At 38.3% G+C, this 13,689-nt stretch carries 12 protein-coding genes; 9 read left to right on the plus strand and 3 right to left on the minus strand.

What is annotated here, in order from left to right; genetic code table 11:
* Position 1: 1 nt before the first annotated feature.
* Entirely contained in the window at positions 2-2,227 is a 2,226-nt protein-coding gene (locus tag H9648_RS10210; RefSeq protein ID WP_191753766.1) for a ribonucleoside-diphosphate reductase subunit alpha, read from the plus strand.
* Complete coding sequence (locus H9648_RS10215) at positions 2,217-3,269, plus strand: ribonucleotide-diphosphate reductase subunit beta (RefSeq protein WP_191753767.1); 1,053 nt, start codon at positions 2,217-2,219, stop codon at positions 3,267-3,269. The genes H9648_RS10210 and H9648_RS10215 overlap by 11 nt, the downstream gene beginning before the upstream one ends.
* Positions 3,270-3,328: 59 nt before the next feature.
* On the opposite strand, the gene comER is transcribed toward H9648_RS10215, so the two are convergent.
* On the minus strand, positions 3,329-4,165 hold the full coding sequence (gene comER, locus H9648_RS10220; RefSeq protein WP_191753768.1) for a late competence protein ComER: 837 nt from the start codon (positions 4,163-4,165) through the stop codon (positions 3,329-3,331).
* Positions 4,166-4,257: 92 nt separating this feature from the next.
* Between comER and H9648_RS10225 the strand changes: the two genes are divergently transcribed.
* The 3 genes from H9648_RS10225 to H9648_RS10235 all read left to right on the plus strand — a co-directional run bounded on the left by H9648_RS10225 (position 4,258) and on the right by H9648_RS10235 (position 7,715).
* The gene (locus H9648_RS10225) at positions 4,258-4,899 is read left to right on the plus strand and encodes a helix-hairpin-helix domain-containing protein (RefSeq protein WP_191753769.1); all 642 of its coding nucleotides are present in this window, start codon (positions 4,258-4,260) and stop codon (positions 4,897-4,899) included.
* Positions 4,900-4,968: 69 nt separating this feature from the next.
* A complete protein-coding gene (locus H9648_RS10230) occupies positions 4,969-5,430 on the plus strand; it encodes a ComE operon protein 2 (protein ID WP_066396327.1) in 462 nt (153 codons plus the stop codon).
* Positions 5,431-5,447: 17 nt separating this feature from the next.
* Positions 5,448-7,715, plus strand: coding sequence for a DNA internalization-related competence protein ComEC/Rec2 (locus H9648_RS10235; protein WP_191753770.1), 2,268 nt, complete (start codon positions 5,448-5,450; stop codon positions 7,713-7,715).
* A gap of 34 nt (positions 7,716-7,749) precedes the next feature.
* Here the strand turns inward: H9648_RS10235 and H9648_RS10240 are convergent, their stop codons facing one another.
* Positions 7,750-7,881: a YqzM family protein gene (locus tag H9648_RS10240; RefSeq protein WP_082820577.1), complete on the minus strand. Its 132-nt coding sequence runs from the start codon at positions 7,879-7,881 to the stop codon at positions 7,750-7,752.
* Between the two features lie 277 nt (positions 7,882-8,158).
* Between H9648_RS10240 and holA the strand changes: the two genes are divergently transcribed.
* Positions 8,159-9,193, plus strand: coding sequence for a DNA polymerase III subunit delta (gene holA / locus H9648_RS10245; protein WP_318243513.1), 1,035 nt, complete (start codon positions 8,159-8,161; stop codon positions 9,191-9,193).
* A 404-nt stretch (positions 9,194-9,597) separates the two neighbouring features.
* On the opposite strand, the gene rpsT is transcribed toward holA, so the two are convergent.
* On the minus strand, positions 9,598-9,864 hold the full coding sequence (rpsT, locus tag H9648_RS10250) for a 30S ribosomal protein S20 (RefSeq protein WP_066291124.1): 267 nt from the start codon (positions 9,862-9,864) through the stop codon (positions 9,598-9,600).
* Positions 9,865-10,020: 156 nt separating this feature from the next.
* Between rpsT and gpr the strand changes: the two genes are divergently transcribed.
* From gpr to lepA, 3 genes are all read left to right on the plus strand, one after another.
* A complete protein-coding gene (gpr, locus tag H9648_RS10255; RefSeq protein WP_191753771.1) occupies positions 10,021-11,130 on the plus strand; it encodes a GPR endopeptidase in 1,110 nt (369 codons plus the stop codon).
* Positions 11,131-11,199: 69 nt separating this feature from the next.
* Positions 11,200-11,553 (plus strand): DUF3679 domain-containing protein, encoded by a 354-nt coding sequence (locus tag H9648_RS10260; RefSeq protein WP_191753772.1) that lies wholly within the window; start codon positions 11,200-11,202, stop codon positions 11,551-11,553.
* A gap of 233 nt (positions 11,554-11,786) precedes the next feature.
* The gene (gene lepA / locus H9648_RS10265; RefSeq protein WP_225218840.1) at positions 11,787-13,622 is read left to right on the plus strand and encodes a translation elongation factor 4; all 1,836 of its coding nucleotides are present in this window, start codon (positions 11,787-11,789) and stop codon (positions 13,620-13,622) included.
* Positions 13,623-13,689: the final 67 nt, after the last annotated feature.

Raw genomic sequence — 13,689 nt, forward strand, 5'->3', positions numbered from 1 at the left:
TATGAAAATGACAACTGAAAACTCTTTACTCGGGGAGTGGTTGAGGAGTTGTGTCAAAAATTTCCCGAACATACAAGCTGAAAATTTTTTAAGAAACGCGGAGAAATTGGAAAGTCATACACAAGAACCCAGCTCACTTTATAGACAGTTAATCATGGAGGCATTAAATGGATTAAATGCAGAGAACCCACAGTGGACATTTGTAGCTTCAGAGATCTATTTAAGGCAGTTATATGAAGAAGTGATGATTAATCGAGTGGAGACAGAAAATCTGCCATATACGAACTTCTATGGATTGGTTACAAAGTTAGTAAGTATGAATATCTATGATGATACCATTCTATCAGCTTACTCAAAGGAAGATTTGGAGAAAGCTGAACATATGATCGATCCATCTAGAGATAAGCTTTTTACATACATCGGGCTTAAAACGCTTGCTGATCGATATTTGGCAAAAGGATTCAACCACGAAATCTATGAATTGCCACAAGAACGCTGGATGCTGATCGCATTGTTTTTAATGAGAGACGAGAATCCAACGAATAGACTTCAATTAGTCGAAGAAGCATACTGGGCGCTCTCGAACCTTTATATGACGGTTGCCACCCCGACTTTAGCGAATGCAGGCAAGAGTTATGGGCAGCTTAGTTCTTGTTTTATTGATACGATCGACGATAGTTTAAGAGGGATCTTTGATTCTAATACAGATGCTGCAACTGTTTCGAAAGGTGGCGGCGGACTTGGTATCTATCTCGGTAAGATTAGAGCAAGAGGATCTGACATAAAAGGATTCAAAGGAAACTCATCAGGTGTAATACCGTGGATGAAGCAGTTAAATAATACGGCCGTTTCTGTAGATCAGCTTGGACAAAGGCAAGGCGCGATTGCAGTCTACCTGGATATTTGGCATAAAGACATCTTGGAGTTTTTAGATGCAAAATTAAACAATGGTGATGAACGAATGAGGACACATGACCTTTTTACAGGTGTGTGTCTGCCAGATCTTTTCATGGAGCGCGTGGAAAAACGCGAGGATTGGTATCTGTTCGATCCTCATGAGGTAAGAAAAATCAAAGGCTATTCGTTAGAAAATTTCTATGATGAAACGGTTGGATCAGGAAGCTTTAGAGAAAAATATGCTGATTGTGTAGATGATGAGAGACTCTCAAAAAAGTCCATTCCTGCTATTGAGATCATGAAACGGATCATGAAGTCTCAACTTGAAACCGGAACACCGTTCATGTTCTATCGAGATACTGTAAACCGGTTGAATCCAAATTCTCACAAAGGGATGGTCTATGCATCTAACCTGTGCACAGAGATTATGCAAAACATGTCTGCAACGGTTGTCACGTCAGAGGAGGCAGAGGATGGAGAAATTGTCATCAGAAAAACGCCAGGAGACTTTGTAGTCTGTAATCTGTCGTCTCTTTCTCTTGCTAAAGTGATCAATGATCAAGTGTTAAAGAGAGTCATTGATATTCAGATCCGAATGCTGGATAACGTTATTGATCTAAATCGCATAGACGTACCTCAAGCAGAACTTACAAATAAGAAATATCGTGCGGTCGGTGTAGGTACGTTTGGATGGCACCACCTTTTAGCGAAAGAGGGAATAAAGTGGGAAAGTGAAGAAGCCGTTTCGTATGCTGATAACCTTTATGAAATGATTAATTATCATGTAATCAACGCTAGTTGTGAGCTTGCGATAGAAAAGGGAAGATACCCAGCATTTTCAGGTTCAGATTGGGAGACCGGAAACTACTTTTCAAAGCGTAACTATTCCTCTGAAGAGTGGAGTAGTTTAAAAGAAAGAGTCAATATGCACGGTCTAAGGAATGGATACCTTATTGCGGTTGCACCGAATTCATCAACGTCGATCATAGCGAATTCAACGCCGAGTGTGGATCCGATATTTAAAAAATTCTATTCTGAAGAAAAAAAGAATTACAAAATACCTGTAACAGCACCTGACTTAAATGCAGACACAACTTGGTTTTATAAATCTGCGTTCTTAATCGATCAAACATGGAGTATTGAACAGAACGCAGCTAGACAAAGACATGTGGATCAGTCCATTTCGTTTAATCTCTATGTCAATCACAACATTAAAGCAAAAGAACTGTTACACCTTCATATGCTTAGCTTTAAAAAAGGCTTGAAGACTACCTATTATACCCGATCTACGTCGATTGAGTTAGAAGGATGTGAAAGCTGTGAAAGTTAAAGAGGCTGAACAACTCAAAGAGAGAAAAATCTATGATGTGGAAGCTCCTAATCGATCTACAGGAATTATAAACGGGAAGAGTTCAAATATATTAAACTGGGACGATGTGAGATATAAGTGGGCTTATCCTTTATATAAAAACATGTTGGCAAATTTTTGGACGCCATTTGAGATCAACATGTCGAGTGACAGCAAGCAATATGTTAACTTGAGTGAAAAAGAGCAAGATACTTTTAATAAAATTATTGGTTTATTGGCGTTCTTAGATAGTGTTCAAACAGATTATTCGAGCAAGGTTGCAGCGTATTTAACAGATTCAAGTCTTGCTGCGCTCATGGCTACTCTATCGTTTCAAGAAGTCGTTCATAATCAGTCCTACTCGTACGTGTTGTCTTCCTTGGTACCAAAGTCCAAGCAGGATGAAATATTCGAATACTGGAAAACGGATGAGGTGCTAAGAGAGAGGAATGATTTCATTGTAGAAGGGTATCAGGAATTTCTTCAAAATCCTACCCCTCAATCCTTTTTGAAATCTATTATTTACGACGTGATTCTTGAAGGATTGAATTTTTATTCTGGATTCAGCTTCTTCTATAATTTAGCTAGAAATCAAAAGATGGTCTCAACTTCAACGATGATCAACTATATTAATCGAGATGAGCAGCTGCATGTATATCTGTTTACTCAAATTTTCAAGGCTGTAATAGAAGAAGCTCCGCAATTAAGAGATGAAGAGCTGGAGAGGTTTGCGAAAGAGACGTTTCACCGAGCTGCTGAGCTTGAGATCAAATGGAGTAAGTATATAATTGGAAATTCTTTTGAGGGAATTCATGAATCCGATTTAGAAGCTTATATCAAATTCATGGCAAATAAAAGGTTGAACGAATTAGGCTTTAACAAACTATACCCAGATCACAATAAGAACCCACTTCCTTGGATAAAAGCATACTCTGATGTGAATTCAGGAAAAAGTGATTTTTTTGAGCAGAAATCGAGACAATACACGAAAGTTTCTGATGAAAACGGGTTCGATGAACTATAGAAAGCCGGGATTTAGATCCCGGCTTTCTTTTTTTAGATGTTTTATAATGACGATAGAAATTACTTAAGTTCTTCTTTCACTTCAAACTGTTGACTTACTTTGTCACATTCTTCATGATATTTTTCGTGTGTACGCTTAATGACATGGTCGAATACTTCATCTACCTCATTACTCAGAATCTTAATACCCTCTCCTGTGATACCACCCTTTACACATACCTTTTGAATGAGTGTTGGTAATGTATAGATATCTTTTTCAAGTAGTTTTCCCATTCCGATGATCATATCGCTTGCGAGTTGGGTTGCCTGGGCTTTTGTGATATCGGTTTGATCGACTGCAGAATTAATAAAGCATTGCAGAACATAACCGATAAACGCAGGACCACAACTTGCAATATCAGAAGAGATTCTAGTGATGTTTTCATCGATAACGAGTGGTGTAGAAATACAGCTCATCAAAGATAGCAGCTTCTCTTTGTAATCAGGGTGACACCTTTTTCCGAACGATACAAGAGATGATCCAGCTAGTGCCCGGTTATTAATGCTCGGAATAGCTCTTGCAATATTGCAATCTAGCAGATCTTCCAACTGTTCACAGGAAATAGGACTCGTAATAGAAACGAGCAGTTGATGTTTAGAGATAGAATTTTTATTGCTAGAAAGCAACGAATAAAACTCGTGTGGTTTCACACATATAAACACAATCTCAGCGAAACGAAAAATCTCTTCAGGATTATTCCCAACCTTCATTTTTGGATAGGCATTCTGCAGCCTCTCCGCTTTTGACAATGTACGGTTAGTGACCATGAGCCTTGATGGCTGAATGGCTGAAGATTCGATAAAAGAAGAAGCAAGAACGCTTCCCATATTTCCGGTTCCGATAATTCCAACCTTCATATCTGAACCTCCTTCCTCTACCTTCAAATTTATGCACGATGTTTATCAAATATGTTTTTTGCAAGTTCAAGCCTATTTAAGAAGGTGAATTTATGGAAAAGTATAAGCGGAATATGAGCTGGTTCATTGGCGGTGGCATATTTTTGATCCTTGTAATTATTGTATCTCTAATGAATTATTTTCAAAGTGAACCAAATATGCCAAATACCTCACAAATACCTAAACAAATAGAACCGGAAACGCCGATTTCCACCGATAAGTCTAAGCGGAATAGTAAGGGTATCAACGAAGCAAAGGATGAAATCATGGTTGATGTGCAAGGAAGTGTAACGCGTCCAGGAGTTTACGAATTGAAAGAAGGAGACCGCGTGTTACATGCCATACAGATGGCTGGGGGCTTTACAGATGGAGCTGAAGTTCGTTCTGTTAACCAAGCGTTAAAAATATCCGATGAGATGATCGTATATGTTGCTGAGAAAGGTGAAAAGTTTGAATTGGATCCTGCAACTGCATCAAGTGATCCAGCGGACGAAAAAACCACAGTAATTAACATCAACTCTGCGGATGAAACAGTGCTACAAACGTTAAACGGAGTGGGTCCTGCGAAAGCTCAAAGCATTATTTCCTATCGCGAAGAGAATGGTCCGTTCACTTCTTTGGAACAGTTATTAGAAGTAAGAGGAATTGGAGAAAAGACCATTGAACAATGGAAAGATCAAATTAGCTTTGAGTGAGAGTTTTTATTGATTCTTTAATAGACGAATACTACACTAGGGTTATAGAAATAGAGGAGGCGGTTAGCGTTGCAGCGAATATCGTGGAACGAATATTATATGGCACAAAGCCAATTGCTTGCCCTAAGAAGTACATGCACTAGATTAGCTGTAGGGGCTACAATAGTAAGAGATAAACGAATTATCGCTGGAGGTTATAATGGCTCGATCTCAGGTGGTGTTCATTGTATTGATGAAGGCTGTTATGTAATTGATGGACATTGTGTGAGGACGATTCATGCAGAGATGAATGCACTATTGCAATGCGCGAAGTTCGGTGTACCGACAGAAGGTGCCGAAATGTACGTTACCCACTTCCCTTGTCTGCATTGTTGTAGATCGATCATACAAAGCGGTATTAAGAAAATCTATTATGGTCAGGATTATAAAAATCATCCATATAGCATTGAACAGTTTAAGGAAGCAGGAGTAATCGTTGAAAAAGTTGAAATGAACTTCTTGCCTTCTACATTTCTTACTCATAAAGCATGAACCCTAGATATGCCGTCTTGAGTGCATGCTCTGCATTCTATGGGATATGGCTATTTCAGCATTTTTCGGTAACCGGGTTAGTATTACTGGCTATCCTGGTTATCGTTATTATTGTACAGCTCAAAAAAAAATCAGTTTATGTCCTCGTTTTTCTCCCAGTCTTTTTCGTTTATTCTTATTACGATCACACGAATAGTTTCTCAAAGCTTCCACAGAAGCAGATGAAGTTTTCAGGCAAAATAAAATCAATTCCTAAAATAGACGGTAACCTACTGAGCTTTGAACTTGTAACGAATGATGAAACAATTATTGTTTACCATAAAATAAAATCCGCAGCCGAACAAGAACAGCTTAAAAAGTTAAGCGTAAATTTGTCATGCGTTTTAAAAGGAAAACTTGAGGAACCTCGAAAAAGAAGCCATTTTTATGGAATGGATTATCGTGAGTATTTAAAGAACAACGATATCTATTGGATTCTAAGTACGATTGAGTTTGGTGTGGGTCACTGTGTGAAGACAAAAAATGTAAGTTTTCATGATCACATAAAAGCTTGGAGAAATAAGAATATCAATGAATTAGAAAGTCATTTTTCCAAAAACACATCTGGTTTGATGAATGCTCTGCTCTTTGGATATAGAGACGGAATTGAAGCAGAAACACTTCACTATTATCAAGGTTTAGGACTGACCCATCTATTGGCAGTATCCGGATTTAATGTTGGAATTGTGACTTACTTTTTATACTTAATCCTTGTTCGGATGGGTTTTATTAAAGAAATAGCTTATGGGTTAATCATCCTTTTTTTGCCGATCTACATTGTCCTAACGGGTGCAGAAAGTTCGATCATACGAGCAGGTATGATGGGGATCATTGTGATACTTGTAATGATGTTAAGAAGAAAAGTGCACCCTGTGACACTGTTGTCAGCTGTATGCATAGGGATGCTGAGCTTCAATCCTTCCTTTGCTTTTGATCTTGGGTTTCAACTTTCGTTTTTAATGACCTTCGTATTGATCACTTCTATTTACGTTCTCAAAAACGCGTCACCTCTCAGATTACTAATTATCACTTCCTTTATCTGTTCTATATTTTCCTTTCCGATCATTCTGTATCATTTCTTTGAATTTTCCTTATTGTCGATTCCCTTTAATGTGTTATACATCCCTTTTGTATCAATGCTGCTGTTTCCCATCTCTTTTATTAGCCTGCTTCTTTCTATATTTGCTCCGAAAGTGATTTTAATCGTTAACGAGATTATTGAATTCTTTTTTTATTTTTCTGCCGTGTTTATGGAAAAAGCACAATTTCTCAAAATGGCAGTTGTTTTAGGAAGACCGGCAGAATGGATATTTACACTTTATTTTGCGGGGATCTTATTCTTTCTTTATAGATGGGAAGTTACTAAACGTATTCACATCGTGTTTATAGTGCCATTTCTAGTTGTTTGCTTCATCCATTGGGGGCTGCCTTATGCGAACCCAAAAGCAACGGTATCTTTTATAAATGTAGGACAAGGAGATAGTATTCTTGTGGAATTACCTTATAGAAAAGCAGTCTATATGATTGATACTGGGGGTACAGTCTCATTCGATCAAGAAGATTGGGAAAAAAGAGAAGAAGAATATGACGTTACAAAAGAAATCGTACTTCCTTTCTTAAAAGCAAAAGGAATTCGTCATGTAGATGGGTTAATCATTACTCATGGAGATACGGATCATGGTGGAGGAGGAGAGTTTTTGCTTGAAAATATAAAGGTGAACAATGTTTTTTTGCCTAATAAACGAAAAGGCAATAACCTTGAAACGCTGATCGAAACTACAGCAGCCAGGAAAAACATAAATGTGGTGAAGTTAGGTAAAGGTATGCACTGGAAATCAACTCACTCCTTATTTTTCGTTCTGCATCCAGGATCTAAAGAAAGTACCTCAAATAATAATTCTATCGTTCTTTGGCTTAAGATCTACGATCATACTTTTTTACTAACGGGTGATATTGAAGCTGAAGCTGAAACTGACATCACGAACAGTTTTCCAAAAATAAAAACTGATGTCCTTAAGGTTGGTCACCACGGAAGTGTAACATCTTCAACTGCTACTTTTTTAGACAGCGTCTCTCCCCGTTATGGAATTATCTCAGCCGGCGAGAATAATTTATACGGCCATCCAGCACTAGATGTTTTGAAAAGATTAAGAGAAAGAGATATTGCTATCTATCGGACAGATGAACATGGGGATGTTTCAATAGTGGTAGACAAAAAGAGGTTTAAAGTTAAAACAGCAAAATAAAAAAGAACCGAATAAATTCGGTCTTTTTTATGTATTATGCGATTGCTTTTAGAATGACCCCGATAGCGAAGATTACCGTAAAAAATCCAAACGATACAACAAAGCCCATACCGGAATCAATAAGGTCGTTACGCTTACTCTGTACATCTTTTTCGAAATGATTCATGTGACAACCCTCCTAATCCATCCTTAGTATACGTTATCATTTTTAAAAAATCCATACTGAAAATGCTTTCTTTTATGTGTTTTGTCTAAAACTTACCAAAGATGAGATTCGTTGTCACCAATATTCTTAAAATGCATAGGATATCCTATTATAGCTAGCCTCAAACGATTATATCGTTTTGGTGTTAGTGTTTATCATAAATGAAGGAACAGACATATGCGCTGTTCCTTCTTTTGCTTGCAAATGCCCTTCGTTCCTCATAGGATAAGAGGTAGAGGTGAAAAAGGTGCTCACAGTAGAAACATTAAAAAAGAAGATTAAGAACGATGAATCATCCCCGATCTATCTGATTTGGGGCACAGAAATTTATTTAGCAGAAGAAGCGATAAAAACTATATCTAGACTCTTGTCTCCCGACGAAAAGGACTTTAACTTAAGTGTACATAATCTGGATGAAACCTCAATTCAAGAGATTATTGAAGACGCAGAAACGATGCCCTTTTTGGGAGATCGCCGCGTCGTCGTTATAAAAAATGCCGCGTTCTTAACATCTGTCAAAGATAAATCAAAGATCGAACACGACTTCAAAGTATTTGAACAGTACATACAAAATCCGGCAGATTATACAACGTTAGTCATCGTAGTTCCCCACGAAAAATTAGATGAACGCAAGAAAATAGTTAAATTGGTCAAAACACAATCTGAAATGATTCAGGTTTCAGAACTGAGTAACGATACTGCTGAAAAATGGCTTCAAAAAGAAGCTTCGAATCTAGAGGTATCCATCGATCGAGAAGGGATTCAATTGCTTCTTTCAAGGCTAGGCACACGCATGGCAGTATTAGCAAAAGAAATGGAAAAAATGGCTCTCTTTGTAGGTGAGAATGGAGTTATTACGAAGGAAACCGTGGATTCATTAGTAGCAAGAACTCTTGAGGATGATGTCTTTGCATTAGTTGATCATGTGGTGCATAAAAGAACAGAACTCGCTCTTAGAAGTTTTTATGATCTAATGAAACAAAATCAAGAGCCGATTCAGATCCACGCTTTGATCACTAGACAATTTCGAATGATTAATGGCGTAAAAGAGTTGCAGAAGAAAGGTTACGGAGAAAAGCAAATCGCTTCTTCTCTAAAACTGCATACTTACGCGGTAAAACTTGCTGCAAAACATGCAAATCGATTTCATGAAGTTTTTCTTAGGAACTGTCTAAATGAATTTGCAGAAACAGATTATAAATTAAAAACAGGCCAAATGGACAAAACGCTTTTGCTGGAGTTGGAGATTGTAAAACTCTCTCAAGGCTCATGAGTCTAAGTCAAACCTCTTTTCATGCGTTGAAAAGGGGTTTTTTATGAATAAAAAACATTAGAATCCTTTGTGTGTGGAGGGTGAGGGTATAAACAGCTGAATATTTGTCGAGTTATGACGACTCGCCGAATTAAACTCAAAACTCGCTGGAATATCATAAAAACTCGCCGTATTAACGCCTGAATTTCTAGAATTAATACTAAAAAAACTAGAATTAGTGCTTTGAATACCCTGTTAGGTATAAGTGGAGCATAAATAAACTCCATAAATGTAACAGTTTCGACGTACTGACATACTAAAACCCAGCTCATATTAAGCAGATGAGCTGGGTTTTATAAATAATTGAGCAAAATAAAAAAACGACCTATTGGTGTAAGGCCGTTTTTCGGGTTTCATCCTTCAATTTATGCGTTAACACCGTTTAAAGCCTTAGCAAGACGAGACTTTTGGCGAGAAGCTGCATTTTTGTGGATAAGTCCTTTGTTTGCTGCTTTGTCAATCTTCTTAGAAGCAGTAACAAAAGCTGCTTGAGCACCTTCTGCATTGTTTGAAGCTGCAAGTGCTTCAAAGTTTTTGATAGCAGTACGCATGCCAGACTTTAGTGAAGCGTTGTGTGCACGACGCTTTTCGTTAGTTTTTACACGTTTAATCGCTGATTTAATATTAGCCAATCCATTCACCTCCCTAAATGAACCATGAGCAACAAAATTACTTTCCGTTGCAAAAAATAGGACACAAAGTATTCTATCAAAATCGCCCCCTAAATGCAATACAAGAATGAAAAGGAAGAGTTGCGGCAAAAATAATACAAAGGAAGGTGGTAGATTATGGGTAAGGATTTGGACCTGTCAGCCTATTCAGTTCGAACAGATCTGGCTATAGAAGCGCACGATATGCTGCTAAAAGAAGATGAGGTTGTAAATAAAAGCACGCTTGAAGGTGTCATTATACATGAAAAAGATAGAGATGGAATTAAGATTGTTAGAGTAGAGATCGATGAAAAGGGAGCAGAGACTACCGGGAAAAAAGCAGGCGTGTATGTCACTTTTGAGGTTCAAGGAATTCGTGAAAAAGATTCGAAGCTTCAAGAACGCGTACAAGAAGTTTTTGCACATGATTTTAATCGTTTTTTAAAAGAACAAGGCATTAAGCAGGATGATACATGTCTCGTTGTAGGGTTAGGTAACTGGAATGTTACACCAGATTCTCTTGGACCATTAGTTGTTGAGAATTTGACCATCACAAAGCATCTGTTCGAGTTAGCTCCTGAAAATGTTGAAGAAGGGTTTCGGCCAGTTTGTGCGATTTCACCAGGAGTTATGGGCATTACAGGGATAGAGACGAGTGATATCATCGATGGCATCGTGAAAAAGGCGAATCCAGATTTCGTTATAGCGATAGATGCTTTAGCATCTCGTTCGATCGAAAGAGTGAATGCTACCATTCAAGTTTCAAATACAGGTATCCATCCGGGGTCGGGGGTTGGAAACAAGCGTAAAGAACTTAGTAAAGAAACGTTAGGCATTCCAGTTATCTCTATCGGAATCCCTACGGTAGTTGATGCGGCTACGATCACCAGTGATACGATTGATTTTATTCTAAAGCACTTTGGACGTGAGATGAATGAGAAGGATAAACCTTCTAAATCACTTTTACCAGCAGGTATGACGTTCGGGGAAAAGAAAGTACTTACTGACGATGATTTGCCAGAAGAAGATCACCGAAAATCGTTCTTAGGAATTGTTGGTGTCTTAGAAGAAGATGAAAAGCTTCGATTGATTCGTGAAGTGCTCGCGCCGATCGGACATAACTTGATGGTCACACCTAAAGAAGTTGATGTGTTTATTGAAGACATGGCTAATGTCTTGGCGAATGGTTTAAATACAGCTCTTCATGGTGGCATCGATCAAGGAAATACTTCTTCTTATACACATTAAATTTTTAGTCATGTTTGGACAAGCTTGTGCATAAATTTAAATCGTATATCCCCACGTGGAGGAATGATCATGACAAAATTTATGTTAAAGTGTTTCGGACTGGTAACTATTCTTTTATTTGGGGTTTTATTTGGTATTCAAAAAGCGCACTTTGAAATGGATGAGTTAAAAGGCTCTCCACAAGAAAGTGTTGAATCAAGTTCAAATCCTTCAATGAAGCAAGAAGAATCGAAACAGAACCATGCCTCAGCATCAAGTCATGATATAAAAACGAAACAAGAAACGTTAAGTAAAATAGATTCGTTCAATGTTTTTTCTGCACTTGGACAAAGACTTACATCGTGGATTTCTTCAGCTTTTGGTGTCATGATCTCTATATTTGGTGTTATCATTAGTGAGATGCTCGCTGTATTTTCACCCTAGAACCATAAAGGATTCTATCCTTTATCGGTTCTTTTTATTTGGATGACCATCAACATTCTCCATAGAATTTTTGATAAAAATTAAAATGAGCAGAATAAAATATTACTAAAGAGTTACTATGAACTTAAAACGCGCCTTCACCCTATTTTTTTAGGTTGTGATTGAAACGGATACTTTGTATTGCTATAATCAAAGCTAGTGACTTTTCCTAAAATTGTAGGAGTGAACGTATAATGAACAGAGAAGAAAAATTAAAAAGACAAGCTAAAATTAGGAATTTCTCCATAATTGCTCACATTGACCATGGAAAATCCACTTTAGCCGACAGAATTTTGGAAGAAACGAGTGCACTAACACAGCGTGAGATGAAAGAGCAGCTGTTAGACTCGATGGATCTTGAACGCGAACGTGGAATAACGATTAAATTAAATGCTGTTCAGCTGCAATATAAAGCTAAAGACGGTGAATTTTATACGTTCCACTTAATTGATACCCCAGGACACGTAGATTTTACATACGAAGTGTCTAGAAGCTTAGCAGCCTGCGAGGGAGCATTGCTGATCGTAGATGCTGCTCAAGGGATCGAAGCACAGACGCTCGCGAACGTGTATCTGGCATTAGAGAACGACCTAGAGATCCTACCGGTTATCAACAAGATCGATCTTCCGAGTGCAGAGCCTGAACGAGTGCGCCAGGAGATCGAGGATGTTATCGGGTTGGATGCTTCAGAGGCAGTACTTGCTTCAGCAAAAGCAGGTATTGGTATTCAAGATATTCTAGAACAGATCGTAGCAAAAGTACCGGCACCACCTGGAGATCCAGAAGGACCTCTTAAAGCGCTTATCTTCGACTCTCTTTATGATCCTTATCGAGGCGTCGTTACGTATATTCGTGTGGCAGAAGGAACGGTTAAAGTCGGCGATAAAATTAAGATGATGGCGACAGGTAAAGAGTTTGAAGTACTTGAACTTGGGGTGTTTACGCCGAAAGCCGTACAAAAAGACTTCTTAACGGTTGGGGATGTAGGTTTCTTAACAGCTTCGATCAAAAATGTTGGAGACACACAAGTCGGTGATACGATTACGAGTGCAGTAAAAGGCGCAACTGAGCCTCTACCTGGGTATAGAAAGATGAACCCGATGGTATACTGCGGTTTATATCCAGTAGACACAGCGAAATATAACGATCTTCGCGAAGCGTTAGAACGATTAGTGTTAAATGATTCTGCTCTTCAATATGAGCCTGAAACCTCTCAAGCGCTTGGTTTTGGTTTCCGTTGCGGATTCTTAGGCCTGCTTCACATGGAGATCATTCAAGAGCGTATCGAGCGAGAGTTTAATATCGACTTGATCGCGACAGCTCCAAGTGTTATCTACAATGTTACGATGACTGATGGAGAAAAGATCGTTGTTGATAACCCAGCGAACATGCCAGAAGCACAGAAGATTTCTGTTGTGGAAGAACCGTATGTTAAAGCATCTATCATGACACCGAACGATTATGTTGGTACGATTATGGAGATCTGTCAGAAGAAACGCGGTATCTTCATGACGATGGATTATTTAGAAAACAACCGAGTAAATGTTCTTTATGAGATTCCTCTTTCTGAGATCGTGTATGATTTCTTTGATCAGTTAAAATCAAGCACGAAGGGATACGCATCCCTAGACTACGAATTGATCGGTTATAAGCCATCTAAACTTGTTAAAATGGAAATATTACTGAACAATGAGAAGATCGACGCATTATCGGTAATCGTTCATAAAGATTTTGCATATGAGCGTGGGAAGGTAGTCGTTGAAAAGTTGAAAGAGCTTATTCCTCGTCAACAGTTCGAAGTGCCGATCCAAGCGGCAATCGGACAAAAGATCGTGGCACGTTCAAATATTAAAGCATTACGTAAGAACGTTTTGGCTAAATGTTACGGTGGAGACATCTCACGTAAGCGTAAGCTTTTAGATAAGCAAAAAGAAGGTAAGAAGCGTATGAAGACAATCGGTAGAGTGGACGTTCCTCAAGAAGCGTTCATGGCCGTTCTTCGTATGGATGATACAAATAACAACAAATAAAAAGCAACTTAAGACCGCGAAGGCAATTCTAGCGGTCTTTCCTAATTTATGAGACAAAAAGGCGGTG

Source organism: Fictibacillus norfolkensis (assembly GCF_014836645.1).
Taxonomy (GTDB): Bacteria; Bacillota; Bacilli; order Bacillales; family Fictibacillaceae; genus Fictibacillus; species Fictibacillus norfolkensis.

Bases quoted from the DNA above. Each gene is read 5' to 3' on its own strand.
- H9648_RS10210 (WP_191753766.1), top strand. From the start codon at position 2: ATGAAAATGACAACTGAAAACTCTTTACTCGGGGAGTGGTTGAGGAGT.
- comER (WP_191753768.1), bottom strand. From the start codon at position 4,165: ATGAAGGTTGGAATTATCGGAACCGGAAATATGGGAAGCGTTCTTGCT.
- H9648_RS10225 (WP_191753769.1), top strand. From the start codon at position 4,258: ATGGAAAAGTATAAGCGGAATATGAGCTGGTTCATTGGCGGTGGCATA.
- H9648_RS10240 (WP_082820577.1), bottom strand. From the start codon at position 7,881: ATGAATCATTTCGAAAAAGATGTACAGAGTAAGCGTAACGACCTTATT.
- gpr (WP_191753771.1), top strand. From the start codon at position 10,021: ATGGGTAAGGATTTGGACCTGTCAGCCTATTCAGTTCGAACAGATCTG.
- H9648_RS10260 (WP_191753772.1), top strand. From the start codon at position 11,200: ATGACAAAATTTATGTTAAAGTGTTTCGGACTGGTAACTATTCTTTTA.
- lepA (WP_225218840.1), top strand. From the start codon at position 11,787: ATGAACAGAGAAGAAAAATTAAAAAGACAAGCTAAAATTAGGAATTTC.